Below are 24776 nucleotides of genomic sequence, written 5' to 3' on the forward strand. Positions count from 1 at the left end.
CAGCCTTAAAAGGTATTCTATTAAGCAAGTTTTTATCTGGCCCCTTAATTGTAACTCCTTGTATCATCGTATTAATTCTCATTTGGGCAATGTTTGTTTTTATTAGTGTTTACGAAACAAGATCTGCGTCAAAATTCCATCTAAAAAACATCTTAATCACCTCTAGATAACATGGTTTGTGACTATTGTCTCATTGTTAATAAGTTGCACTGTCTATTATTAATTTGGTTATACCTAATAAGTAGTATTCATTAATAAGAAAAATGAAACTGGAGTGATGATTATGAAAGCAATGAACGTATGTAAAATCGCGTTTCTTATTGCAACTGCAATGGGGGTTGCAGCTTGTGGTAGTGACGGAAAAGACGGTGAAGATGGCGCACCTGGTGAACCTGGCCCAAGTCCTTTACCTCCTGTAGTTGAAGCATCTGAAGTAACTAATGTGGAAATGATTAACCACATGATCGAGGATGGCAAATTAACTGTTGAGTTTGGTATTACCAACGAAGACGGTATTGCGATTACTGGTTTAGAAGATGCCTCAGTATATTTAGCCGCAATGACCGAAAACGGTATTCAGCGTAGCCGTGACGGTAGTGTTGGTGGTAGCGCAACAGCAGGTGGCGATAGAGCTACTGAAGGCGCAACGCTAACAGAATTAGATGATGGTAATTATCAATTTGTTGCACCAATGGCTGCGGTAAAAGCCGATACTGAAGGGTTAATTCGTTTACAAGTGGGGGGTGGCGACATTGCTAAATCACCATACTTAATTATCGATAAGCCTGAAATGACTCACACTACAACAACAGAGACTTGTTATTCGTGCCATGTTGATTATGCAACTTCTAGCATTAAGCACTCTGGTTATGTGGCGTTAAATACTGAAGGTGAAGTTGATTTTGTTGGCGGTTGTATGGTTTGTCACAACAACGTTAAGCGTGACGTTGATTCTGAAGGTAACTCTTTAGACACTGGCGGATATGCAAAAAATACTATGCAAATGCTAGGGCATATTAATCACCAGAAGTTTGAAAAAGATTTTGCACCAGCGAATTGTTATACCTGTCATGCTGAACCTGTAATGAACACCAATATTGCTGGAAACGGTTGTACTGATTGTCACTCTGGCTCAAGCGCTAAAGTAGAAAACTTTTATGCTGCAAATGACGACTTTGATGTTCGTGAATTACATGCTAAAGCAGCAGGTATCACTGAGCGTAAAGAAATGCGTGAAAACTTCTACACTGAAACTTCAGCTGTTTACTATGACGCAACGTTAGAATTTACTGATCACAAAGATGTATCTTGGGTTGGTGGATATTGTGTTGACGTTAAACTGTTTGATAACTCTGGTGAAACTCCAGTTCAATTAAACATTGGCGAAATGTATGCAAGCCATGAAGTAACCTACGCTGGCGCTTATGTTAATGCTTACGATAATGAAACTGACTCAATTGTTGCCCGTGTAATTGGTCATGGCAGTGAAGGTTATGTTGAGCGTGAAGACGGTACTCGTTCAGTTTGTTATGGCCAGCTACTTAATGGCCCAGGTAGCGGATATGAAAACGCACATTTAACTACCAGCTCACGTGTTACTTTAGCTGACTCAAACTGGGAAGATAATGACGGTAAGTTTGGTGTTTCTTTCACTGGCTTCTCTGAAGTTGTAGACAACACGCTAACTGCAATCGATAAAGAGTTCTCACGTCGTCACAATGTTGATGCTGAAAGCTGTACAACTTGTCACACCAATGAAACTAACTACCACAAAAACGGTAGTTACAATAATGGTGGTGAATCTTGTATTGCATGTCACAACAATGGCCAAGACCGCCGTTCTAAAAACTCAGCACCAGGCTTTGGTCCAATGGTTCATAGCATGCACTGGGGTGTAGGTAGTTCAGCAATTACTGGTGAGCCTAACTCAGCGACTAGCTTAAATGCTGATAACTGTGTGTCTTGTCATACTGAAGTTGTTGATTTAACTGAAGTACCAAACCGTTACATGCTTTCTAAAGCATACAACGGTGGTACTTCAGGTGTGATGACTAGCCCAATTACTGCAAACTGTTTTGCTTGTCATAACTCAGATAGTGCATTGAGCCACATGACTCAAAATGGTGGTGAGCTAAATACACCTACTACTGCTGAATGGTACACACAACCTACCGCTGAATCTTGTTCAACTTGTCACGCTGAAGGTAAGTCTTTCGGTATCGATAAGTTCCATAACTTCGAGCGTTAATTATATTGATGGCTATCCATTATCACCCTAGCCAGATGATGAGATAGCGTTAATATAAACAATAAAAATGGGAGCCATTAGGCTCCCATTTTTTTATGTGTAAAAATCTTAAGTTAATTTAAACTCTGCTTATATGACTTTTTTATAGCTTGAGTTTGGTGATTTATTGGGGTGATAGATTATTTGTTATTATTAATTTTATTTCTGACGTTAATATTTTAATGGTTATTGTTAGTGTGAGTTTTTACTGTTGCTAATTATATAGCTATCAATACTTTGCAAGTGTTTTAATAGTAGTTGTGTTTAGCAGGCTTTTAATAGTGTCAATCTTTTCTTGTTATATTATTTTGTTCATCTTTCAGTCATAAAAATAATGGACCCTCTAGTGAGTATTTAAATTTACTCATAATTAATGGAGGCATGATGAAACGTTTTTATATATTAATATTATTTGCTTTTACAGCTGATACGCTAGCGATGGTTGGTTTTGAAGCTGGCAGAAATAATCTTCAACACTCAATTGTTATTGATTTAGCAAACAACCCTAATATCCATATTCGCCATGGAGCTGCAATTGATGGGCTTTATTATAACAATGCATTGGGACAAAAAATCTCGTTGGGAGGTACTGGGGGAACAAGTAATCAGCTTCCTATTCAAGCGTTAAAGAAACTGGTTATTTATGAAGGTGACTATCGTTGGGGCGGGCGACACATTGTAAAAATAATTGCCCATTATCAAAATGGCTTGGTGTTGTCTTATGGCAGTGTAAACTATGCCGACAATATCAAGGAGTACACACATTTTATAAAAGATAATGTGAAAAGCATTGAAGTGTCTTCGGAAGGTCGTTTTATTGACGGCTTAAAAGTTAATTATGCAAATGTTGATGAAAATACTTCGAACAATAAATCTTTCGAGTTTTTAGATATTAAGAAAGTGTCATCAAGCTATACCGGCGAAGACTTTCTTTATACCGTTATGCCGTACACTAATAAAATTGGTTTGCTTACTTATAATAGACAAAGCATGTTAAATGTTTCCATAAACCAATTAAATTATGAACGTTTAGAAATATTAGAGTGTGGGCCAAGTGATCAGTTTACTGCTCAGCCAGGAGTCTTTAACCATGAAGGTGAGTTGGGGTTTTCAGGATATGAAAGCACTGATGACTTTTGTCATATCGCCAGAAATAACGAGTTTAAATGGTTGGATGGAACGCATTTAGGTGTAAGCACTTGGTATTCAACTAGCCTTGACGGAGACATACAATGTTATTCAACTAATGGCCGAAATTGCCTATGGTTTCCTGACTATTCAAACAAGTTATCAATAAATACTACTCACTTAATTAATGAATTACGTAATAACTCACAAGGTTTGGCTCAATACCTAGACACTTATAATGAAGTCTATATCAGAATCACCAATAATGATTGGTTGCAAAAAGTTGTGTTACCTGACTCTGTATCTTTTGGTAAAAGAATGTCTGTGGATGTGGATTCTACCCGCTCAGTAAATGTGTATTTACCTACAGGGGAGAGTACTACTGTAGTTAATGGTCAGTTTTATAGTTGGATATATGTTGGAGGGAAATGGATTCAGGAAGGAAAAAACATTAACGATAATGTTGAATTTGTACAGCACGCCGAGCCACTAACGTGTGGTGAGCAGCATAGAGGCTTATACAGTTCAACGGGGTATGACGAAGCAGGACATTGGTGTCAAACCCTAGCGCAACCCAATGTAAGCCATAGCAAAAAAACACTACAAGCCATGATTGACTCAAAGTTAATTCATATAGATAGGCTGTTCAGTCAAATGCAGCATTATCAAATTCAGAAACTTGAACAAGATAACCGTTTTACATCTCGAATAAATATACTTCAAGCCCGAGTTAATGCTAAGAAGCCATTACAAAAGGCTTCGTGCGCTTTTGCTTGGTGGAATGTCCCTGCACTCATAACTTGTTCCATAATTACTAAAGAGCTTAATTCGCTGACTAAGGAATTGAATGCGTTAACCAAAGAAAAGGCGGATAAACACAGTGCAGTTAACATTAATATTGAGCGTGGGCGCAATACCCAGTGGCATCAATTACATAAGCTTTGGGCACAAGATGACGATAGTCATTTTTCTGCGCTAATTAAGGAAGAAAGCACCACCCTTGATGAGCTGATAAAAAACAAAGCCGCATATGAAAAAGATGCTCAACAAGCTTATGCAGACTATCAGCAAGCTATTCAACAATATATGCGTGATACTAATCCAGCCAATCTGTTTATTACTTCGTTAGAGGACCTTCCTATTGTAGGGCCTGAGATAAAGCATATTGTTGATTATGCTGAGCACCGCACTGCTAAAAATTTAAGAAAAATGCTACTGGGTATAGCGGGGCCGGTGGGCGAAAGCATTGAAGGCGATATAGAACTGCTTACCGGTGAAAGCGGGCTAGATTCAGGAGCAATTAAATTCTTAGCGCATGTGTTAGGTGATTTAAGTGATGATGACAGCATAGGAGAAGCACTAGAAGATATTGTCTCGGATGCGATTAATGACTTAGGTGATGAAGTAGTTGAAAGTCTTAGACAAGCTGATTTATGGCGAGATAATCCGTTAGAAGATAACTTTATAAAATCAGATTATCGAAATCTTGTTGATTTTCGTTCACAAATGGAGCGTATTGAATATGATTTTTGGAATGGTAGCAGCGAGCAAGAAATTAATGTTCAAAATGCATTAACTCCTACAGATTTTAATTACGTAAATTACATTCGCAATCCATTAAGTTATAGCCCTACTTCACTTATTGATATGGAATACGCTAGTGGAGGCAGTGCTTTTGAAAATAAACTAGCAGCGATATTTAGCCACGCATTTGGTCAAAATTATAGTCAGTTAATGACTCAGCAGGCCGCTTTTAGCAATTGGAAACAGTCACAAATTAACTTTGAGCTTTATAAAGTGTTAACCTCGCCTGCTTATTTCGAATCTCGTATCCCTTATTGGGTTGATTCTTCCATGATAGGCCAGCGACCTGCGGGATTTATTTATGATGACAATCATGCCTTTATTGTTATAAACCGTGATTTGGTTGCTGAAAGTGATGCTGATTTTCAGAAATTTTATTTTGAAGAACTCGGTCATATGCTCAATTGGTGGCGCTGTAAAATATTTGGGGTCAGTGTTAATTTATGTCAGGTAGCAGGAGATGCTGGGGCGCGTTTTAAAGATGCGGTATTAATTGATCAATCACAGCATGTGGGCGGGTTCGAGTCGTTATTGGCTGAATTACCGCAACATGGAGAGGTTGATATTAATACCATTAAATTTACCGATGATTCTTTTGCGACTTTGGAAGGTTGGCCTAGTTATTACACCATTAATGATCACATTGCAGCCGGTGGCAGTTTTTCCTGGTTAATGAGACTGGGGCTTGATGTAACCAGTGGCGAGTTTAAGTTTGTTAGTGATGAATTTGATTTAGAGGTCAGTATTACCGCACCCAAAGCGGCCATGAAAGGTAACCCTTGGGATAAGTCTGCCAATGGCTACTGTAAAACGGATACTGATACTGACTGTAATATGCCCACTATGTGGGTCTCGGTATCATTTCGTGATGCGTTAAAACTCTCTGTCGCCAAGCTGCCTCAAATCAAAGACAGTCAATTTGCTCAAGTGGGTTTTGATTTATCGCCAAGAATTGTCAGAAAACATGGAGGCAAACTGCCTTTTCAATTGAGTTCCGTTAATGGTACTGATTGGTCTTATAAAGGCGACTATTCTATCTATGCCAAAAAATTTACCGCTGGCTTAGAGGCCAAATTAGACTTGTGGAAAATGGGCCATGCGATCAGCAAGAATACCGCGAGTAAAATACATAAACCTGAGTTATCACTTAAAACAACGCCAGCTTCGGGCAGCTATTTAGTTGAAATTGCTACCCGTGATAAAGCAGACTTTACCGGCTGGTTAGCTGGAGACATAGCTTCAGCCGTATCAGGCTGTGCTGCAGGCTTTGCTATTGGCATAGTAGCTGAAGTTGACCCAGTGGTACTTTGCCATGGTTTTTCTTATTTAACGGAAACGGTAGAGTCAGCATTTCAAGGCTTAGATAAAAAACCAACAATGTTATTTGAAGCCGATGCAAACGTGACTTTGCCTGTGTCACTTGAATATAAATATGCTACCAGTGGAGAAAAGCTGACTCGTCGAGCCAGCTCAACGGCAGCTTCAGGCCGAGCGACATATAATGCAGATACCGACACCGCCGTTAGTACGATAAGTCAGCCGTCAAATGTGACCGCGGTAAATAATCCACAAATAACCTCTTTTAAAAATAAAGCCAGTCGGGCTTTCTCTAAGCTATCAAAAAGCAGTATTTCACCTGTTGCAGTATTTCGCTTTAGAGTGGGTTTTGGCTACGGAGAAAAAATTATTCAAAAAGGAGAGTATGCATTACCCGCAGCGATTGTGGAGGATTAGTGTAACCGAGTGTTCAGCAATTGATTAATGCCAACAAAAACCCCACTTGAATAGAGTGGGGTTTATTTTTTAATACAAAATAATATGCTTTAACCTCATTTGAGGTGACTTATTTTATAGTTTACTTATTCTTGCTTAAAATGCTGGTTTGAGGGGCTTTTTTAGCTTGCTTAACCGCGCGTTTTTCTTTTAAAGAAAGCTTAGGTTGTTTTTTAGCTTCTTTAGAGTTGTTACGTTCTTTGCTCATTTATTGCGCTCCCAAAAATAGTAGGATGAGATTGACACACAATTGACATATTTAAGTGTAAGTCTTTATCTGTAGCCTTACTTTACCTAAATTGTGGCTGCAGCATAGCATGGAATTTTTAATTTAAATCTAGTGTAGATATATAATATTTTCAGCTAACATTAGCATTATTTGTGCTATTCAAATGGCATAGATTTTGGCGGCTTAAAAGCTGCTACAATGCCTATGAAATGACATATTAAAAAGGAGCTTGAAGTGATTTGGCGCTCACTTAGATTTAAGCAATTAACCCCAGATGAACTGTATGAGATCGTTAAATTGCGGGTCGACGTTTTTGTGGTTGAGCAAAATTGCCCGTACCCTGAATTAGACGAAAAAGATCGACACAGTGATGCACTGCACTTAGTCGTAAATGACCGAGAAGGGCAACTTTTAGGCTACTGTCGAGTACTGCCACCGGGGTTAAGTTATCCGCAGGCTAGTATCGGACGCATTGTGGTGTCTGAAGATAATAGAGGCCAAGGTATTGCCCAGAAAATGGTGCAAGATGCCATTGCTAAATGCATTGCCAATTGGCCTGAAGCGGGCATACAAATAGGCGCGCAAGAACACCTCCAGAAGTTTTATCATCAGCTTGGCTTTTACAATAATTCTGAGGTTTACTTAGAGGATGATATTCCGCATATTGATATGATTTATCAAGCAAAATAGCAAATTTTCAGTGATTCTAATAAGGAAAGACCATGTCTGATTTTAGCATTAACAGTACTCAGCTCGTATGTGTGGCACAATTTGTCGCTAAACCAGGAAAGCGTGATGCATTAGTTGCTGCATTAGCGGCTTTAATACCTGATACTCGTCGTGAACATGGCTGTATTCGCTATGAGCTAAATGTGAGTTTAGAGGATGAAAACAAAGTGGCTTTTGTTGAAAAGTTTGTCAGCAAAGCAGCTTTTGATGAGCACTGTAGCAAGGCTGCTATTCAAGACTATTTTCATAATGTTATGCCTGAGTTGGTGGCATCACATCATGTAGAAGTCTTTAGTGAAGTGATTGCATAAAAAAAGGATTATTCCTTTTAGTTCGACATAAATTAATCCATAAAAACGCGAGTGATAACACTCGCGTTTTTTATTAGCTAAATGTGACTAAAAGCTTAGTGAGGTCTTAGGGTGATTTTGGGGCGCAAGTCAACCTCGCCATCTGGATGAATAACGGCAATATCATCTTGTTGAGACACTATAGCTAATGGCCCTTTTAGCGTTTGGCGCACAAAGCGTAAGCGGTAACCGAAACGGTTTAAGTCGTATAAGGCGACTTTTTGATCCGCCGTTAAATTCTCCCAATGCTGTTCGTTACTCAGTGGTGAATCGCGGCGCTCATTTATCTCATGTGCAACTTGGTTCATAATAAACGTTACCCGTATTTGTTATTGTTAATAAAAGGTTAACAAGCTAAATATAACAACAAATTTAGACTTTTAAACTTTTTTAACTAAAAAGTATTACCTTTCTGCTGGGACAGTACGAATTTTGTTTGATTTTCGATCATTTTTACAGCCTTTTTTGTGTGATTTTTGATCGGTTTCACAGGCATTATAAAGGAGCCGTAATGATTAAATATATAGAACCTGTGTTTCGTCCACCGTCTGAGTGGAAGTCGCTTATTCTACAAGTCACTAATGGCTGTAGCTGGAACCAATGTAGCTTTTGCGACATGTATACTCAGCCTCAGAAGCAGTTTAGAGCGCAAAAAATTGAAAAAATTGAACAAGATATTATTGCTGCGGCACAATCTGGAGTGCCTATAAGCCGGGTGTTTTTGGCTGATGGTGATGCCATGAGCTTGCCATTTAATCGCTTGAAAGCCATTTGTGAACTCATTAATACCCATTTACCCAGCGTGACTCGTATTAGTAGTTATTGTTTACCGCGCAATCTTTCTAATAAAACGGTTGAACAGTTGGCTGAATTGAATAACTTGGGGCTGTCGTTAATGTATGTCGGCTGTGAAAGCGGTGACAATGAAGTGCTGCAACGGATACAAAAAGGCGAAGATTATGCCTCTTCATTAGCTGCTCTACAAAAAATAAAACGTGCGGGAATGAAGTCGTCTGTGATGATATTAATGGGCTTAGGTGGGATTAGCTTATCTGAGCAACATGCCATAGCGTCTGCAAAGTTAATGAACGAGGCGCAACCTGAATATTTGTCAACCCTAGTGGTTACATTGCCGTTAGGCACTGAAAAAATGGATAAGGTATTTGATGGTAAGTTTCAACTTCCTGATCAACTTGGGTTGCTAACAGAAATGCAAACACTGTTAAGTCATCTTGAACTACAAAAAACCATTTTCCGCTCTGATCATGCTTCTAATTATTTAGTGTTAAAAGGTGTGCTAGGTAAAGATAAACCGCAATTACTGGCTCAAGTAAACCAAGCGCTGCAAGGGCTGGTTCCTTTAAGGCAAGAATGGCAACGCGGCTTATAATAGCCAACTTGAAAAAGTGCTCACTCTCTTCATACTATGAGTTAACGATTATAAAAATACAGGGAACCAACATGTTGTTGACCATGAAAAGTGGATTGAAAGTCATCTTATTGCTTGTTAGTGCGCTGTCTACAATGGCGCTTAATGCAGCCCCAACATCACAACCTGAAACTAAAGCCCCGTCTATAAACCCTAAATTAGCCGTATTTGCACCTTACCTTGGCACATGGGAAGCCGACTTTGCCGTGCCTGAAGGTAAATCACCTATGAAAGATGTGTCTTTGTGGGAGCGAGCGTTAAATGGTAATGCTATCCGCACCTTACACTCGATTAATGACGGAATGTATGGTGGTGAGTCGTTAATCTTTTTTGATAATAAAAAGCAACAGCTGGTATTTTATTATTTCACGACAGCAGAGTTTTTCACCCAAGGTACTATTGAAGTCATTGATGATAATACTTTTGTTGCTTATGAAGAGGTGTCTGGTAATGATGATGGCATTACCAAAGTGAAATCCACCAGTACCTTATTAGGCAATGAAATGTCAATTTCGACCAGTTACTTTAAAAAAGGTCAATGGACCACGCCTGAAAAGCGTACTTATAAACCCAGCAAGTTAGCGGTAAAATTTAAGTAACTTTAACTAATAATTCACTCATTAGCCGCAAACATAGCGATGGTTATCAAAGCATTATTGCCTAGCTATGTTTGCGTCAAAGTGTAAAAAGGGCATATTGATTTGTGTACAGCTAAGCAGCAAGTTAATACTCATCATCAATAAAAATCTGTTCAATTGTCAGGTTAAATAACCTGGCTGCTTTAAATGCCAATGGCAAACTAGGGTCAAATTTACCTTTTTCTATCGCATTAATGGTTTGGCGAGAGACATTCAATAATTCAGCAAGCTGTGCTTGGGTTAAGTCACGTTCTGCGCGTAATACTTTTAAACGATTATTCACTGATACTTCCTATTACCTAAAAAAATCCCAAACATATAAGTGAAACTCATGATGATCACCAAATGTGATATTTCAGCTTCATGGTTAATAATTCCAGTGCTGTGAAGGGTGGAGTAACTAATCCCCACAATCAAACCTACGCCTAAACATAGTGCCATGGCATTCAGCTGAATTTTTTGTTGAAGCTCATCAAGGCTATGCAAATGATGCTTGTTGGCCAGTAACATGCCTATGCCGACAACAAAATTTACTACGATAAAACTAATCGTTATTGCGGGGCTTTCTGTCCATAGTAATAAGCCGCCAAAGGTTGCAATGGCTAAAGATACGACCCAAGCAAGAGTCCATTTAGCGAGGCGTTTCGTACTGCTACAGCGTTGTTTTGTTAATGAGGGTCTTGTTGGTTCGCTCTGGTTCATCATTCACTCCTTGTTGATTTAAATCAAGCTAGCTTGGCATAAAGCATTGTTAGCTTGTCATTTGGTCAAGCTTACTTGACACTTATATTGGTCAAAAAAAGATCTTATGTCAAGTGTTGTTGACTTTTAATTCAACTTTAGAATGAAGATAGCAATCAAGGGTGATGAGAAAGTTTATATTAAAAAGCTAGGGGCTAAGCCCCTAGGTTGTTGGTAAGTTAGAGAATTATTGCTTGATATGCACTTCTTTAACAGGACAAGGTATGTTTATATTTGCCTGACTCAATGCCGCCATGATCAGTTGATTGGTTGTAAACTTGGTTTGAAAATATTGCGCGGTCGGAACCCAATAGCGTATGCCAATTTCAATACCTATAACATTGAATCCGTTGACTCCTACAAGCGGTGGTTGCTGATCATTTACTGCTTCAGATTGGGCTATGGCTTGTTGAATAATCGCGATAACTTCAGCAGTGTCGGATTGATATTCGATATTAATATTGTTTTCTACCAGCTTGTACTCAAATGAGTTATGTAGAATTTCACCAACAATATGTTTATTCGGTATGGTAATGCGTTCGCCTTCTTCATTTGTCAGTACCGTTAACCCAAGTTTTATTTCTTCAACCACGCCAGCCACACCTTTAATTTCAATGGTGTTACCAATCACAAAAGGTCGAGTTACAATAATGGTGACCCCAGCGGCATAATTAGACAGCATGCCTTGAATCGCTAAACCCGCTCCTAAAGATGCTGCACCAATAGCGGCCACCATTGGGGTGACACTAATACCTAATTTTCCAAGGCAGATCACCGCGACCATGACGATAATAATGATGCGAATTAAGTTAGACGTGAAATTACCTAAAGTGGCGTCAATATTATGTTTGGCAAATTGTTTTGTGACCAAATTAGCCACTTTGTTGGCGAGCCATAAACCCAGTAAAAATATCAGTATGGCGCCGACAAGTTGAAAACTGTATTGCACTAGAAATTCGGTGATGATGTTGTAAGCATTCTGCAGTTGTTCGAGTTCTTGATCTAAACTGGGTTGGTCCATGATATATCCCTATGATTACCAAATAGCGTACAAGATTAATGGTATTTTGTGAGCCACATCATAACAAGTTTAGGCTATATATAAAAAAGCTTATCTTGAAGTGATAATTCAGTTGTTTTTCATTTTAAGTTGTTAGCGTGCGGAACAAAATCTTGTTTTTTATTTTATTCTGGAGAATAAACATGCGATTCACCTCAATGGCTACAGGTCTAGTACTCTCTATTTTATCGTGCTCAGCATTTGCTGAAGATGCGGTTGTAAAAGAAGGCGATACGCTGGCGCCGATTACTTTACAAGATCAATTTGACAAGCCCTTAGTGGTTGATGGCGAAACCAAAGTATTGTTGTTTAGCAGTGATATGGACGGCGGCGAAGTGATTCAAGCTGCATTTGATGAAGTTGCAGAAAGTGATCGCCCTGCTAATTTAGCTTATGTTGCTGACATTAGTGGTATGCCGTCGCTAATTGCAAAATTTGTCGCGATTCCAAAAATGAAAGATTATTCTTTTGTACTAGGTTTAGATAAAGAAGGTGATGTATCTGCATTATTACCAACAAAAGAAAATCAGGCGACGATTATTAAGCTAGATAATCTAACCATTAAATCTATTACTTATGCTGAAGATGCTCAATCTTTAATGACACTATGGAAGTAGTTTAAAGCTAATATTGGCTTTGTTAATAGAGTATGAGGGCGCAGGCTCTCATATCTATTGTGTTCGTTTTTATCCGTTATCATCTTCTGTACCCACCTCCTTTTATGTTTTTCCTCCAGCGATATTGCTTAAATTGTCTATACTTATTTTACCTTGCAAATCGATGTATTTGCTTGGCATAAAAAATTGCAATAATTGAATAAAAATTCGTTGCATCTAAGCGAAAAATAGCGTCTACTTCGCATGTTTTTTAACGTTGCTAATTTGTGGCACAAACGTTAACCAAACTCGCAATGATTTTTAAATTGATTTTGCCCAACTATGAGGAGGCACTGGCCTAATGAGCCAATTTCAATCTATTGATGTAGCTGATTACTATGACAAAGACACTTTCGCGCGTATTGAAGCATTTGCGAAAGACAAACCAACGCCGTTTGTGGTCATTGATACCCAAATCATTTCAAAACAATATGATGATATGGTGAATAATTTTCCATTCGCAAATGTGTACTATGCGGTGAAAGCGAATCCAGCAAAAGAAATTTTAACCTTATTAAGAGACAAAGGTTCTAATTTTGATATTGCATCAATTTACGAATTAGAAATGGTCACGTCATTGGGCGTCAGTACTGACCGTGTGAGTTATGGTAACACCATTAAAAAACGTGCTGATGTACGCTCGTTCTATGAGCAAGGGGTACGTATGTTTGCTTCTGATTCTGAAGCCGATTTACGTATGATTGCTGAAGAAGCCCCAGGCGCTAAAGTGTATGTTCGTATTTTAACTGAAGGAACACATACGGCTGACTGGCCTTTATCTCGTAAGTTTGGCTGCCAAAATGAAATGGCTTACGACTTATTAGTATTGGCTAAAGAGTTAGGCTTACAACCTCATGGTATTTCGTTTCATGTGGGCTCACAGCAACGTGATATTGGCGCATGGGACTCAGCCATAGGTAAAGTGAAAACCATTTTTGATCGCTTAAAAGAAGAGCACGGTATTGTGCTTAAAATGATTAACTTGGGCGGTGGTTTTCCTGCTAATTACTTGGATAAAACCAACACATTAGGCACTTATGCGCAGCAAATTAAGCACTTTTTAGAAGAAGATTTTGGTGACGAACTACCCGAAATTATTTTAGAACCAGGTCGTTCATTGATTTCTAATGCCGGTGTCTTAGTGTCTGAAGTGGTGCTTATCTCACGTAAATCTCATACTGCTTTAGAGCGCTGGGTATTTACCGATGTGGGTAAGTTTTCGGGATTGATTGAAACCATGGACGAGGCGATTAAATTCCCTATTTACACTGACCGTAAAGGTGAGCTAGATAAATGTGTTATTGCCGGGCCAACCTGCGACAGTGCCGATATTATGTATGAACATTACAGCTATGGTTTACCAGTAGACTTAGCCATTGGTGACCGCATGTATTGGTTAACTGCGGGGGCGTATACTACCACCTATTCAGCGGTGTGTTTTAATGGTTTTCCTCCATTAAAAGATTACTATTTATAGTATTGATAAGCCTAAGATAACCACAATAAAGGACGCATTAAGCGTCCTTTATTTTTTAAATGATTGCTGGCTGTGGGCTAGGCCATTTCATTCTTTTTCAAGATATTAAAAATCTCTTCTTTTAAATGGAGTTTCTTAGATTTAAGTATTTTAACTTCAGGAGTGGTGTCGCTGCTGCTATGGGTTTCTAGTTGTTTGATTTCTTCATCTAATTGATTATGTTCGTCAAATTTTCTTAGAAAGTGGGCGTCAGTGGTTTTTAGTTTAGTGATTAAATCGCGATATTCTGGAAACATAGGTTCACTCCTGTGAGACAAATTTAAGGTTTAGGCTTACCGTTATTAAGTGGACTGAAATGGCTAACCTGTTCACTTCAACCTACGCTTTTGCGTCCTTAAAAAACATGACGTAAATCAAATTACATTAACTTTACACGATATTTTAATCTTGCTAATTGTTGTTTCGTCATTACCGTGAATATAAGGCTATTATTAAGGCTGCGGTTATGGTTTGAACGATAATGATCAAGCCTGTACGATCATTGATTTGTAACCAAAGCGTGAAAAAATTTTGACTTGAAAAATAATAGTGTGATCCAGTTAACCTTTTCTGAGACAATACTGCGATACAGTTTATAAAACACAGCGTTTTATTTTTGAAATAATTAAGGGGTTCAGCATGTCTGACGTATTTCACTTAGGTTTGACTAAAAAAATGTTAGCTGGTGCCACGTTGGCAATTGTTCCGGGCGATCCTGAGCGTGTTAAACGCATTGCTGAACTCATGGAAAACGCGACGTTTCTTGCGAGTCACCGTGAATATACTAGCTACTTAGCTTATGTAGACGGTAAACCAGTGGTGGTGTGTTCGACCGGTATTGGCGGCCCTTCAACTTCTATTGCGGTAGAAGAGTTAGCTCAACTAGGCATCACCACATTCTTACGTGTTGGAACGACTGGTGCGATTCAGCCACATGTGAATGTAGGTGATGTGATTGTGACACAAGCTTCTGTTCGCTTAGATGGGGCTAGCTTGCATTTTGCTCCTCTTGAGTTTCCAGCCGCGGCCAACTTTGAATGTACTACCGCATTAGTTGCAGCTTGTCGTGATGCTGGGGTAGAGCCCCATGTGGGTATAACGGCGTCGTCTGATACTTTCTATCCAGGTCAAGAACGATACGATACGGTTTCAGGCCGTGTTACTCAACGCTTTGTTGGTTCTATGAAAGAGTGGCAATCTATGGGCGTGTTAAATTACGAGATGGAATCAGCCACATTATTTACCATGTGTGCCACTCAAGGTTGGCGTGCAGCTTGTGTTGCAGGAGTTATTGTTAATCGTACCCAGCAAGAAATACCAGATGAAGCTACGATGAAGAAAACCGAAGTCAGTGCGGTGTCTATTGTTGTCGCAGCGGCTAAAAAGTTACTTAGCTAAATCCACTATTTCAGATTCATCACTACTTTAATCAACGCCTAATTATACAAATAATTAGGCGTTTTATTTTGCCCCATAAAAATCAAAATTCACTTTGCAATTACCTAGTGATAATGTATGGTTGACATAATATGTCATTTATATTGAATTAAAATAAATGATCAATAACGGTTTTTGGAGGGCATATGGAGCTTGAAAATCCGATAACAGTTTGGGTCTGCTTAGGCATTATTTTGATGCTGTCAGAAATAGTCATACCGGGTGGTATTGTTATTTTATTAGGCTCTGCCTGTTTAATTGTTGCAGGTGCATTAGGAGTAGGGATTATTGAAGGAATCGCCCAAAGCCTCACTCTATGGTTTATCAGTTCAATGGTATTGTTGCTCAGTTTTAGGCATATCACTCAGCGTTTAGCAGGGGGAGATGCCCATGTAGATAATACCGATGAAGAGCTGGACTTATATAATCAAATTGCCATTGTTAAAGCATCAATTGGCCCAGGGCAGCAAACTGGGCGTATTAGTTGTTTAGGTTCAGAATGGACAGCATTAGGAGATGGTTCAGAAATTCAAGTTGGCAGTAAGGTAAGGATTATTTGCCGCGATAACATAGCCTTAGTTGTTGAGCCTTTTAAGGAATAACCGAGTAAAACAAGGATACATTATGTTCACTTTTACGATAGTTTTTTTATTTGTCATTTTTATTTTATATAAGCTGATGTTAATTGTACCCATGCGTGAGGTACATGTTATTGAGCGTTTAGGTAAATTCAGAACCGTACTTCAGCCGGGTTTTCATTTTTTAGTGCCCTTTGTTGACCGTGTGGCTTATCGCCATGATACCCGTGAAGAAGTGCTTGATGTGCCTCCACAAAGTTGTATTTCTAAAGATAATACTCAGTTAGAAGTGGACGGTTTGGTGTACCTAAAAGTCATGGATGGCAAGTTAGCCAGTTACGGTATTGAGAATTACCGTAAAGCAGCGGTGAATTTAGCGCAAACCACCATGCGTTCTGAAATAGGTAAGTTAACCTTGTCGCAAACGTTTTCTGAGCGTGACAGTTTAAACGAGTCTATTGTTCGTGAAATTGACAAAGCGTCAGACCCGTGGGGAATTAAAGTCCTGCGTTATGAAATTAAAAACATCACTCCCTCACATCATGTTATTCATACCCTAGAAAAACAAATGGAAGCTGAGCGTCAAAAACGTGCTGAAATTACCCTAGCCAATGCTGAAAAAGCAGCGATGATTAATATGTCTGAAGGTGAGCGTCAAGAAGCGATTAACTTATCTGAAGGCCAAAAACAAAAACGTATTAACGAAGCGATTGGTACTGGCCAAGAGATTTCAATTATTGCCAATGCTAAAGCGGAAGGTATGGGCATGATTTGTCAGGCTTTAGCGGTAAATGGCGGTAATGACGCCATGAACATGCTGTTAAAAGAGCAGTTTATTGAGCAAGTGGGGGACATTTTGGCACAGTCGCAGGTGTCTGTTGTTCCTGCTGAAATGGCAAAACTAGAAGGGTTTTTTGAAGGAATGGAGCAAGTCACCAGCGCGGTGTCAAATACAGCTTCAACAGCAACCCCATCAGCAAAAGGAGCGCGATAATGATTAATGGTGTAGATACAGACATGATTGTTATGGGGATTTGGGGCTTCATTTTTGCCATCTTTGTAATGAAGCTATTTCAGTCAATTCGTTTAGTGCCGACTAAATCTGCTTATATTGTTGAGCGGTTAGGTAAATACCACAGCACCTTAGATGCAGGGTTTCATGCACTGGTGCCATTTATTGATAAAGTAGCTTACATTCATGATTTAAAAGAAGAAACCATTGATGTACCACCGCAAGAGTGTTTCTCAAGCGATGAAGTGAATGTAGAAGTGGATGGAGTGATTTATATTTCGGTTACTGATCCTGTTAAAGCGAGCTACGGTATTACTGACTATCGTTATGCTGCAATTCAATTGGCGCAAACTACAACTCGTTCGGTAATTGGTACCCTAGACCTTGACCGCACCTTTGAAGAGCGTGACTTAATTTCAGCTAAAGTGGTTGAAGTATTAGATGAAGCAGGCGCTTTATGGGGCATTCGAGTTCATCGTTATGAAATTAAAAATATCACCCCACCTGAAACCGTAAAAAACGCCATGGAAATGCAAGTGAATGCAGAGCGTGAACGCCGTGCATTATTAGCAAAAAGTGAAGGTGATAAGCAAAGTAAAATTAATCGCTCTGAAGGTGTGATGGCAGAAACCATTAACCGCTCAGAAGGTGAGATGCAGCGCCGCATTAATGAAGCAGAAGGTAAAGCGCAAGAGATTTTAACTCTTGCTAAAGCAACGTCTGAGTCTATTGAAAGGCTGGCTAAAGTTATTTCTGCAGAGGGTGGTCAAAGTGCATTGCGAATGCAGTTGGGCGAACAATACTTGAAGCAGTTAAATGGCTTAAGTAAACAAGACAGCCGCATTGTATTGCCGGGTAACTTAGTTAATTTTGAATACTGGATGGATAGTATTGGCTTAAAGGAAGACAAAAAGTAAAGCCAGTTGCAGTTTAACGTATCCAATAACAGTCAGATTTATCTGGCTGTTATTATTTGTGCTCAATGTGATTTATTAACCTAGAGATAAAATTAACACTGACCCCATATTTCAAAATTAACACTGACCCCATATTTCACAGTTAGCGTGTTAATTTTTAATATCTTATTTTAGCTTTTCTGCCGAGTTAAATGCTCAACAAACACTTTAGCTGCTGATGAAAAAGCATGGTCAACAGGGTAAATTAACGTTAAGTCGGTAAAGCCGGCACTCAATTCGGGTAATACATTAATAAGTTGGTTGTTTTCTACTGCTTCTTGAGCAATAACTTGTGGCAATAAAGTAATTCCCGCGCCACCTAAGCATAGGTTATATAAGGAGTTATAATCACTACATACTACTTTATGATTTGCTGAAATAGTATTTTGCTGAAAACGCCATTTTTCTTCAACTAACCCACTGGTACCTCTAAAGCCAAGCAATGATTGATATTGTAGGTCATTAAGGTTTTCAATCACTGAAGACTTCTCTAAATAGCCGGGGCTGGCATAGATTTTCCGTTCAAAGCTTAATAATTTTTTAGCGACAAACTGATTGTCTTGAATGTGGTTAATGTCGATGACTAAATCGAGTTCTAGTCGGCTTATATCTTTATAGCCTCCGGAAACCACTTCAATATCTAATTTTACTTGAGGGTAGGTATGAACAAAGCTCGCTATTTTATGATCAAGGATTTTGTCGACAAATGGCAGTAAACCAACACGGATACTACCTTGAACTTCGTTATAACGATTTTTGAATACCATAGCGGCATTTTTAAGCTGCTTCAATAATGGCGATATTTGTTCTAAGTACAGCTCACCAGAGGGGGTTAACGACATTGCTCGGGTGGTGCGGGTAAACAAAGGCGCACCTAACTGTTTTTCTAACTCAGCAATTCTTCTACTGACTAAGGCGCGACGGGTATTCAATGACTCTGCCGCTTTGGCAAAACTACCTTGTTCAGCTACCAGAATAAATAGCTCCAAATCATTGATATTCAAAATAATCCTATTCCTTAAAATTTCAGACGTTTCATAGTAGTTTTCGGGCCAAATTTTGTCAATTTAACTCAGTCACTCTGGGGTAGCTTGGTCAATAGTTGGTCACCTAGCATAGTCATTGCACTGTTGAGTATCAAGCTGACATTAATCTGCGTCTGTTCATCGCATCTCGGCGGCATTTGAGGATATAATGCCTGCAGATTTCTGGGAGGAAGAATGGACGTATCACGATTATTAGACGGCCTAAATGACAAGCAACGCGAAGCCGTAGGCGCACCTTTATCTAACATGCTAGTGCTGGCTGGCGCAGGCAGTGGTAAAACTAGGGTGTTAACCCATCGTATAGCTTGGTTAATGCAGGTTGAACAGCAAAGTCCATATTCTATTTTGGCGGTGACCTTTACCAATAAAGCTGCGGCTGAAATGCGTGAGCGTGTTGAAAAAGTGGTTGGCAGTAATATGGGGCGCATGTGGATTGGGACTTTCCATGGTTTAGCGCATCGTATACTACGTACTCATTTTCAAGATGCAAATTTACCGCAGAGCTTTCAAATTATTGATTCTGACGACCAATTAAGGCTGTTAAAGCGTATTCTAAAAAGCCTTAATTTAGATGATAAACAATATCCTCCTAGACAAGCTCAAGCTTATATTAACGGCAAAAAAGACCAAGGGTTACGCCCTAAGCATATTGATGCTGGTGGCTTTCCTATTGAACAAAACTTATTAAATATTTATAAAATTTACCAAGAGTCTTGTGACCGAGCCGGCTTGGTGGATTTTGCCGAAATTTTATTGCGCGCACACGAGTTATGGCTCAACAAGCCACATATTCTTAATCATTACCAAGACCGTTTCCGCCATATTTTGGTGGACGAATTTCAAGACACCAACGCCATTCAATATGCGTGGATCAGAGTATTAGCGGGTAATAGTGCTAATGTAATGATAGTGGGTGACGATGACCAATCTATTTATGGCTGGCGTGGCGCACAAATTGAAAACCTCCATCGTTTCTTAAAAGACTTTCCCGGTGCAGAAACCGTCAGGTTAGAACAAAACTATCGTTCTACTGGCAATATTTTGAAAGCATCAAATGATCTGATTGCCAATAACCCAGAACGTTTAGGTAAAAAACTGTGGACAGAAGATAAAGATGGCGAGCCGATTTCAGTCTATTGTGCGTTTAATGAAATGGACGAAGCTAAATTTATTGTTGGCCGCATAAATGATTGGCAAGACAAGGGCGGAAGCCTAAGTGATTGTGCCATTTTATATCGCTCAAATGCTCAGTCTCGTGTGCTAGAAGAAGCGTTATTACATCGGGGTTTAGCGTATCGTATTTATGGTGGCCTGCGCTTCTTCGAACGCCAAGAAATTAAAGATGCTATGGGGTATATGCGCCTCATTAATAATAAAGATGATGATGCGGCATTCGAGCGGGTGGTGAATACCCCAACCCGTGGTATTGGCGACCGTACACTTGAAATTATTCGCTCAACAGCAAGGCAACAGCAACTCACACTTTGGCAAGCTAGCTTGCGATTATTGGAAGAAAAAGTGTTAGCAGGACGAGCCGCTAATGCCGTACGTGGCTTTATGGATTTAATTATTAATATGCGTACAGATACCGCAGACATGCTGTTGTATCGTATGGCCGACAGCGTGATTAACCAGTCAGGTTTACGTGCTATGTATGAGGCTGAAAAAGGCGAAAAAGCCCAAGCTCGTATTGAAAACTTAAACGAACTGGTTACCGCAGCACGTAGTTTTGAAATGCCAGAAGAGCTTGAAGATATGGGCGAGCTAAATGCCTTTTTATCCCATGCGGCATTAGAAGCAGGTGAAGGGCAAGCAGATGCCTTTACCGATGCGGTGCAATTAATGACCTTGCATTCAGCCAAAGGGCTCGAGTTTCCAATGGTGTTTATGGCCGGGGTAGAAGAAGGTATTTTCCCTAGTAAAATGGCCCTTGATGAAGGTGATCGTTTAGATGAAGAACGCCGCCTTTGCTATGTGGGTATGACCCGCGCAATGCAAAAACTGTACATTAGCTATGCGGAATCTCGTCGTATTTATGGCCGTGAAGATTATGCTAGACCATCGCGATTTATTAATGAAATTCCACAAGAATATGTTGAGCAAATACGATTGCAGGCACAAGTGTCTCCCTCAATGAGCAGCCGTTTCCCTTCACGTACACCCGCGCCGAGTTTTTCACAAAGCTCAGCAAATACCACGGGTTTTAGTGTGGGGCAGCGAGTGAAGCATTTCAAATTTGCCGAAGGGGTAGTAACCAACTTTGAAGGCACCGGTGAGAAGGCCAGAATACAAGTTAACTTTCGAGATTTTGGCAGTAAGTGGCTGTTAGTCAGTTTAGCTAAACTGGAAGCCTGTTAGGCAAGGAGATTGGGGTGAAACAAAAATTACACGCTTATGCCCGATTAATGCGAATTGACCGCCCAATTGGAACCTTATTGCTACTATGGCCATGTTTAATGGCGCTATTTTTAGCAGCTAAAGGCATGCCAGATATAAAGGTGTTAATTATCTTTATTTTTGGGGTGGTGATTATGCGTGCCTGTGGTTGCATTATTAACGACTTTGCAGACCGAAAATTAGATGCCCATGTTGAGCGCACCAAAAGTAGACCATTAGTGTCAGGTGAAATTACCGTAAAACAGGCGCTGAGTTTGTTTGTGGTATTAGCTTTAGTGGCATTTTCGTTAGTCTTATTGTTAAACCCTTTAGTGGTGCAATTGTCGGTTGTTGGTATTATTTTGACCATTATGTATCCGTTTATGAAACGGGTAACAAATATGCCGCAAATGTTTTTGGGCGTGGTGTGGAGTTGGTCAATCCCAATGGCCTATGCGGCGCAATTAGGCACGGTACCGGTAGACGCCTGGTGGTTATTTATGGCTAACTGGTGTTGGACCGTGGCCTACGACACCATGTATGCCATGGTGGACAGAGATGATGATTTAAAAGTCGGTATTAAGTCGACAGCCATTTTATTTGGTCGCTTCGACCGACAATGGATTGCTGCATTTCAAATAGCGGCGCTGTGCTGTTTTATTATGGCTGGACTCAGTGCCGACAGAGGAATGGTTTATGCCCTTGGCATAATCACTTTTGTGGGTTTTAGCTCATATCAACAAACACTTATTTATGGCCGAGAGCGTGCCACCTGTTTTAAAGCTTTTTTAAATAATAATTGGGCAGGAATGATTTTGTTTACCACTTTAGCCATGGATTTTTTGGTAAAAGCCTGATTTAGCTTTTATGCAAGGGGAGGGGATTTGCTTATTCCCTTCACCTCCTAACAGCTTTGTTGTTATTGGTTTTAGTTGAATAAGTCTTAATTTGAAATGTCAGGTTTGACTAATAGATCTTAATCAAATCTGAGCGTCTCTTATGTGACAACCAATCTTGGTTGTTCAGACCAACGGTGCGACCTAAACAAATAAAATTAATAATTGGACGTTTAAGCAACTCATTTCAGGACAGAAACGTTTTAGACTACGAATTTTATACTTCATTTATATTGGATCTTTTTCTGAAGTCCATTACGTCAATTTAACCAATTGCCTGCCGCAGGCCTATCGTGTAAGCACGACCGTGACACGCTGCACTCTTTATATAAATCAAAAGGTCCCTGAAAGCTCGGCCATGACGAATAACATCCATGTTAAACAGCCAGTTCAGCATCCATGCCTCTCGCTCAAAGCGTTTCACACCGTGAAACTTCGCCATGTCATGGTCAAATTTGTTCCAGACAAATTTTGACATTCCCACCATCCATGGTGGTCAGTAGTCACCGCCGCGCTTACACCTGAAATTTTCGCCTCTTCGATTTGACCTTATTTACATCTAATTAGACGTAAAAACTTTCAGATTCAATGTGAATTGAGGGCATCGAGAAAAGTTCGTGAGTCTTGGCATGGATGCCACGCTAGCTTACGTTAGGCCACGGTCACTCCTTGGCATCCCTGCCACCGTGACATTTGTAAATCCATTTACTTCAGATACCTATCGGAAGCGTTAGAGAGATTTTGTATTAGCCGACAATGACCGAAAGCAGATACCTACGAAGTTAAAAGCTGGATTAATCCCCATCGAAAATTATGCGTTTTTCAGCATTTTTCGCCTGGGGCGCTGAGGGTTTCCAAAGGGGCGCAAGCGTTTTGCCCCTTTGGTCTGGTGTGGGCGAAGCGCCACGACGTTAGTGGCCGCAGGCCATAGCCTCATACTAATCAATTGCCTGTCGCAGACCTTTGTGCAGATAATCCAGCTAGACGCCGCAAGCACTTCCCTGTGGGCTTAACCAAAACATCCATGTTTTGGATACTCGCTGGCTCATCTGCACCTTGATTATTGTCTCTTCGATTTGACCTTGTTTGTTTCTACTAATCTAAAAACCAAAAGCATGAAATTTTATTGATGACTTCATTTGAATTGAGGGCATCGAGAAAAGGTCACAGCAGGCCATATTCAAACTTGTTTTGGGGCATGTTTGGGTAAAGGTGGTGGCTTGTTTGTGTTTGGCTTTAATGAGTTATTATCTTTTAGCAGGTTGGAGTGAGCTAGTTGCCATTGTTGTGGCTAGTATTATTGGCTATACGTTGATGGGGATTGTGGCTAATCATAGGTTGTCTCGATATTATTCATTATATATTTTGCGAAAAAAGTTAATTATTAATAATGCCTTATGGGGATTTTTGGTTGTAGATTTAGCGAATATTGAACACATTACTAAGATTGATAAAAAACTTGATGACCATGATAAGCCGCAACAGAATAACATTTTGACTATAGGTAATGGCGATGCCAATATTTTTATCAGTTTTCATGCTGATGTTGTTTATCATGGCGCAATGGGGCAATTACCTGAGCCTATTTCTCAAGTGTATTTGTCGGTTGATAAGCCAGCACAATTTATAGAAAAGGTTAATCTGGTTCGAGTTGCGGATTAAGTTAATAAAAAATGCGCAATGGAGCCATTGCGCATGTTAAGTTTAAGACGATTAATAAAAGGGTTATTTAGTCTTTAACTAATTTATCTAGCTCGGCAGGGCGATAATAAACCGATTTTAATACCTTACCTTTACGTACTGTTTTACCCGCCATTTCAACGTCTTTAGCGCACTTTGCAATTAAAAAATCGCCTTTTACACTACCAACAATTTCAACCCCTTGAGTGGCGTAATGGGCAATGGTTTCGTCTAGTTCTTGTTGGTTGCGGCACACTTTGCTCATGTTGCTTGAATGCACTTCATCCCAACATTCAATAAAGTTAATTTCACGGTTTTTAGCGACATTTAAAAGCAAATCAATCAAATAGCTAATTTCAATGCGATCGCTTACCTTTGATGCGCCTAAATGTACTAATCGGCCCATTAATACATAAACAGAATCGACGATGGCATCGGCTTGCTCAATACGAGAGTCCGCTTCAGCCAACTCGGTCATCTCTTCAATAATAAGCGATGTGTGCAAAGTGTCAGCTTGTGAGTCTAAGCTCTCTGGCAATTCAACAGGTAAATCGAATGTGCTGCGAAACTCAAAAATATCGCGATACAGGTGGTCGTATATGGGTTGGGTTAATTGAGTTAGTTGCATGGAGAACCTTTTAATAAATGAATCGTAATTCAGCGTTAATGTATTGA

General features: G+C 39.7%; 24 protein-coding genes. 15 read left to right on the forward strand and 9 right to left on the reverse strand.

The window, feature by feature from the left end; translation table 11 throughout:
* The first annotated feature begins 283 nt into the window (after positions 1 to 283).
* Together L2672_RS13665 and L2672_RS13670 are read left to right on the forward strand one after the other, a co-directional pair.
* The gene (locus tag L2672_RS13665) at positions 284 to 2248 is read left to right on the forward strand and encodes a multiheme c-type cytochrome (RefSeq protein WP_248996396.1); all 1965 of its coding nucleotides are present in this window, start codon (positions 284 to 286) and stop codon (positions 2246 to 2248) included.
* Between the two features lie 423 nt (positions 2249 to 2671).
* Positions 2672 to 6733 (forward strand): beta-prism lectin domain-containing protein, encoded by a 4062-nt coding sequence (locus L2672_RS13670; RefSeq protein WP_248996397.1) that lies wholly within the window; start codon positions 2672 to 2674, stop codon positions 6731 to 6733.
* A gap of 121 nt (positions 6734 to 6854) precedes the next feature.
* Here the strand turns inward: L2672_RS13670 and L2672_RS17330 are convergent, their stop codons facing one another.
* The gene (locus L2672_RS17330; RefSeq protein WP_275975048.1) at positions 6855 to 6980 is read right to left on the reverse strand and encodes a hypothetical protein; all 126 of its coding nucleotides are present in this window, start codon (positions 6978 to 6980) and stop codon (positions 6855 to 6857) included.
* A gap of 255 nt (positions 6981 to 7235) precedes the next feature.
* Here L2672_RS17330 and L2672_RS13675 point away from each other — a divergent pair, with 255 nt between their 5' ends.
* Both L2672_RS13675 and L2672_RS13680 read left to right on the forward strand, forming a co-directional pair.
* A complete protein-coding gene (locus L2672_RS13675; RefSeq protein WP_248996398.1) occupies positions 7236 to 7691 on the forward strand; it encodes a GNAT family N-acetyltransferase in 456 nt (151 codons plus the stop codon).
* A 32-nt stretch (positions 7692 to 7723) separates the two neighbouring features.
* Positions 7724 to 8041 carry a putative quinol monooxygenase gene (locus L2672_RS13680; protein ID WP_248996399.1) on the forward strand — a complete coding sequence of 106 codons (318 nt, stop codon included), beginning with the start codon at positions 7724 to 7726 and terminating at the stop codon, positions 8039 to 8041.
* 95 nt (positions 8042 to 8136) lie between these two features.
* Here L2672_RS13680 and L2672_RS13685 read toward each other — a convergent pair whose 3' ends face one another.
* Positions 8137 to 8388, reverse strand: a complete 252-nt coding sequence (locus L2672_RS13685) for a hypothetical protein (protein ID WP_248996400.1) — start codon at positions 8386 to 8388, stop codon at positions 8137 to 8139.
* A gap of 203 nt (positions 8389 to 8591) precedes the next feature.
* On the opposite strand from L2672_RS13685, the gene L2672_RS13690 reads away from it, so the two are divergent.
* Positions 8592 to 9470, forward strand: coding sequence for a radical SAM protein (locus L2672_RS13690; RefSeq protein ID WP_248996401.1), 879 nt, complete (start codon positions 8592 to 8594; stop codon positions 9468 to 9470).
* Positions 9471 to 9604: 134 nt separating this feature from the next.
* Positions 9605 to 10108, forward strand: a complete 504-nt coding sequence (locus L2672_RS13695; RefSeq protein WP_248996456.1) for a hypothetical protein — start codon at positions 9605 to 9607, stop codon at positions 10106 to 10108.
* 124 nt (positions 10109 to 10232) lie between these two features.
* Here the strand turns inward: L2672_RS13695 and L2672_RS13700 are convergent, their stop codons facing one another.
* The 3 genes from L2672_RS13700 to L2672_RS13710 form a co-directional block, all read right to left on the reverse strand.
* The gene (locus L2672_RS13700) at positions 10233 to 10430 is read right to left on the reverse strand and encodes a helix-turn-helix transcriptional regulator (RefSeq protein ID WP_248996402.1); all 198 of its coding nucleotides are present in this window, start codon (positions 10428 to 10430) and stop codon (positions 10233 to 10235) included.
* Positions 10427 to 10849, reverse strand: a complete 423-nt coding sequence (locus tag L2672_RS13705) for a hypothetical protein (RefSeq protein ID WP_248996403.1) — start codon at positions 10847 to 10849, stop codon at positions 10427 to 10429. Before L2672_RS13705 ends, L2672_RS13700 begins: the two co-directional genes overlap by 4 nt.
* A 226-nt stretch (positions 10850 to 11075) precedes the next feature.
* A complete protein-coding gene (locus L2672_RS13710) occupies positions 11076 to 11909 on the reverse strand; it encodes a mechanosensitive ion channel family protein (RefSeq protein WP_248996404.1) in 834 nt (277 codons plus the stop codon).
* A 182-nt stretch (positions 11910 to 12091) separates the two neighbouring features.
* On the opposite strand from L2672_RS13710, the gene L2672_RS13715 reads away from it, so the two are divergent.
* Together L2672_RS13715 and L2672_RS13720 are read left to right on the forward strand one after the other, a co-directional pair.
* Entirely contained in the window at positions 12092 to 12565 is a 474-nt protein-coding gene (locus L2672_RS13715; RefSeq protein WP_248996405.1) for a hypothetical protein, read from the forward strand.
* Positions 12566 to 12905: 340 nt separating this feature from the next.
* On the forward strand, positions 12906 to 14081 hold the full coding sequence (locus L2672_RS13720; protein WP_248996406.1) for a type III PLP-dependent enzyme: 1176 nt from the start codon (positions 12906 to 12908) through the stop codon (positions 14079 to 14081).
* A gap of 77 nt (positions 14082 to 14158) precedes the next feature.
* Here L2672_RS13720 and L2672_RS13725 read toward each other — a convergent pair whose 3' ends face one another.
* Complete coding sequence (locus L2672_RS13725; protein WP_248996407.1) at positions 14159 to 14377, reverse strand: HP1242/YdcH family protein; 219 nt, start codon at positions 14375 to 14377, stop codon at positions 14159 to 14161.
* A 382-nt stretch (positions 14378 to 14759) separates the two neighbouring features.
* Between L2672_RS13725 and udp the strand changes: the two genes are divergently transcribed.
* From udp to L2672_RS13745, 4 genes are all read left to right on the forward strand, one after another.
* Positions 14760 to 15518 (forward strand): uridine phosphorylase, encoded by a 759-nt coding sequence (gene udp, locus L2672_RS13730; RefSeq protein WP_248996408.1) that lies wholly within the window; start codon positions 14760 to 14762, stop codon positions 15516 to 15518.
* Between the two features lie 185 nt (positions 15519 to 15703).
* Positions 15704 to 16159, forward strand: a complete 456-nt coding sequence (locus tag L2672_RS13735) for an NfeD family protein (protein ID WP_248996409.1) — start codon at positions 15704 to 15706, stop codon at positions 16157 to 16159.
* Between the two features lie 22 nt (positions 16160 to 16181).
* On the forward strand, positions 16182 to 17129 hold the full coding sequence (locus L2672_RS13740; protein ID WP_248996410.1) for an SPFH domain-containing protein: 948 nt from the start codon (positions 16182 to 16184) through the stop codon (positions 17127 to 17129).
* Positions 17129 to 18064: an SPFH domain-containing protein gene (locus L2672_RS13745; RefSeq protein ID WP_248996411.1), complete on the forward strand. Its 936-nt coding sequence runs from the start codon at positions 17129 to 17131 to the stop codon at positions 18062 to 18064. Before L2672_RS13740 ends, L2672_RS13745 begins: the two co-directional genes overlap by 1 nt.
* Before the next feature lie 170 nt (positions 18065 to 18234).
* On the opposite strand, the gene L2672_RS13750 is transcribed toward L2672_RS13745, so the two are convergent.
* Positions 18235 to 19107: a LysR family transcriptional regulator gene (locus tag L2672_RS13750; RefSeq protein WP_248996412.1), complete on the reverse strand. Its 873-nt coding sequence runs from the start codon at positions 19105 to 19107 to the stop codon at positions 18235 to 18237.
* A 216-nt stretch (positions 19108 to 19323) separates the two neighbouring features.
* Here L2672_RS13750 and uvrD point away from each other — a divergent pair, with 216 nt between their 5' ends.
* Both uvrD and ubiA read left to right on the forward strand, forming a co-directional pair.
* Positions 19324 to 21507 (forward strand): DNA helicase II, encoded by a 2184-nt coding sequence (uvrD, locus tag L2672_RS13755; protein WP_248996413.1) that lies wholly within the window; start codon positions 19324 to 19326, stop codon positions 21505 to 21507.
* An 8-nt stretch (positions 21508 to 21515) separates the two neighbouring features.
* Complete coding sequence (gene ubiA / locus L2672_RS13760) at positions 21516 to 22382, forward strand: 4-hydroxybenzoate octaprenyltransferase (protein WP_248996457.1); 867 nt, start codon at positions 21516 to 21518, stop codon at positions 22380 to 22382.
* 304 nt (positions 22383 to 22686) lie between these two features.
* Here ubiA and L2672_RS13765 read toward each other — a convergent pair whose 3' ends face one another.
* Positions 22687 to 22899 (reverse strand): hypothetical protein, encoded by a 213-nt coding sequence (locus tag L2672_RS13765; protein WP_248996414.1) that lies wholly within the window; start codon positions 22897 to 22899, stop codon positions 22687 to 22689.
* A gap of 761 nt (positions 22900 to 23660) precedes the next feature.
* Here L2672_RS13765 and L2672_RS13770 point away from each other — a divergent pair.
* Positions 23661 to 24083 carry a hypothetical protein gene (locus L2672_RS13770; protein ID WP_248996415.1) on the forward strand — a complete coding sequence of 141 codons (423 nt, stop codon included), beginning with the start codon at positions 23661 to 23663 and terminating at the stop codon, positions 24081 to 24083.
* Positions 24084 to 24150: 67 nt separating this feature from the next.
* Here the strand turns inward: L2672_RS13770 and L2672_RS13775 are convergent, their stop codons facing one another.
* The gene (locus L2672_RS13775; RefSeq protein ID WP_248996416.1) at positions 24151 to 24729 is read right to left on the reverse strand and encodes a nucleoside triphosphate pyrophosphohydrolase family protein; all 579 of its coding nucleotides are present in this window, start codon (positions 24727 to 24729) and stop codon (positions 24151 to 24153) included.
* Positions 24730 to 24776: the final 47 nt, after the last annotated feature.

Origin of the sequence: Shewanella gaetbuli, assembly GCF_023284065.1 — a bacterium.
GTDB classification, from domain to species: Bacteria; Pseudomonadota; Gammaproteobacteria; order Enterobacterales; family Shewanellaceae; genus Shewanella; species Shewanella gaetbuli.

What these genes read in the sequence shown, in the direction of transcription:
- L2672_RS13710 (WP_248996404.1), bottom strand. Translation starts at nt 11,909, where the DNA reads ATGGACCAACCCAGTTTAGATCAAGAACTCGAACAACTGCAGAATGCT.
- L2672_RS13690 (WP_248996401.1), top strand. Translation starts at nt 8,592, where the DNA reads ATGATTAAATATATAGAACCTGTGTTTCGTCCACCGTCTGAGTGGAAG.
- uvrD (WP_248996413.1), top strand. Translation starts at nt 19,324, where the DNA reads ATGGACGTATCACGATTATTAGACGGCCTAAATGACAAGCAACGCGAA.
- L2672_RS13680 (WP_248996399.1), top strand. Translation starts at nt 7,724, where the DNA reads ATGTCTGATTTTAGCATTAACAGTACTCAGCTCGTATGTGTGGCACAA.
- L2672_RS13775 (WP_248996416.1), bottom strand. Translation starts at nt 24,729, where the DNA reads ATGCAACTAACTCAATTAACCCAACCCATATACGACCACCTGTATCGC.
- L2672_RS13705 (WP_248996403.1), bottom strand. Translation starts at nt 10,849, where the DNA reads ATGAACCAGAGCGAACCAACAAGACCCTCATTAACAAAACAACGCTGT.
- L2672_RS13770 (WP_248996415.1), top strand. Translation starts at nt 23,661, where the DNA reads ATGAGTTATTATCTTTTAGCAGGTTGGAGTGAGCTAGTTGCCATTGTT.
- L2672_RS13720 (WP_248996406.1), top strand. Translation starts at nt 12,906, where the DNA reads ATGAGCCAATTTCAATCTATTGATGTAGCTGATTACTATGACAAAGAC.
- L2672_RS13725 (WP_248996407.1), bottom strand. Translation starts at nt 14,377, where the DNA reads ATGTTTCCAGAATATCGCGATTTAATCACTAAACTAAAAACCACTGAC.
- L2672_RS13765 (WP_248996414.1), bottom strand. Translation starts at nt 22,899, where the DNA reads ATGTCAAAATTTGTCTGGAACAAATTTGACCATGACATGGCGAAGTTT.
- udp (WP_248996408.1), top strand. Translation starts at nt 14,760, where the DNA reads ATGTCTGACGTATTTCACTTAGGTTTGACTAAAAAAATGTTAGCTGGT.
- L2672_RS13740 (WP_248996410.1), top strand. Translation starts at nt 16,182, where the DNA reads ATGTTCACTTTTACGATAGTTTTTTTATTTGTCATTTTTATTTTATAT.
- L2672_RS13685 (WP_248996400.1), bottom strand. Translation starts at nt 8,388, where the DNA reads ATGAACCAAGTTGCACATGAGATAAATGAGCGCCGCGATTCACCACTG.
- L2672_RS13695 (WP_248996456.1), top strand. Translation starts at nt 9,605, where the DNA reads ATGGCGCTTAATGCAGCCCCAACATCACAACCTGAAACTAAAGCCCCG.
- L2672_RS13735 (WP_248996409.1), top strand. Translation starts at nt 15,704, where the DNA reads ATGGAGCTTGAAAATCCGATAACAGTTTGGGTCTGCTTAGGCATTATT.
- L2672_RS13665 (WP_248996396.1), top strand. Translation starts at nt 284, where the DNA reads ATGAAAGCAATGAACGTATGTAAAATCGCGTTTCTTATTGCAACTGCA.
- L2672_RS13745 (WP_248996411.1), top strand. Translation starts at nt 17,129, where the DNA reads ATGATTAATGGTGTAGATACAGACATGATTGTTATGGGGATTTGGGGC.
- L2672_RS13670 (WP_248996397.1), top strand. Translation starts at nt 2,672, where the DNA reads ATGAAACGTTTTTATATATTAATATTATTTGCTTTTACAGCTGATACG.
- L2672_RS17330 (WP_275975048.1), bottom strand. Translation starts at nt 6,980, where the DNA reads ATGAGCAAAGAACGTAACAACTCTAAAGAAGCTAAAAAACAACCTAAG.
- L2672_RS13715 (WP_248996405.1), top strand. Translation starts at nt 12,092, where the DNA reads ATGCGATTCACCTCAATGGCTACAGGTCTAGTACTCTCTATTTTATCG.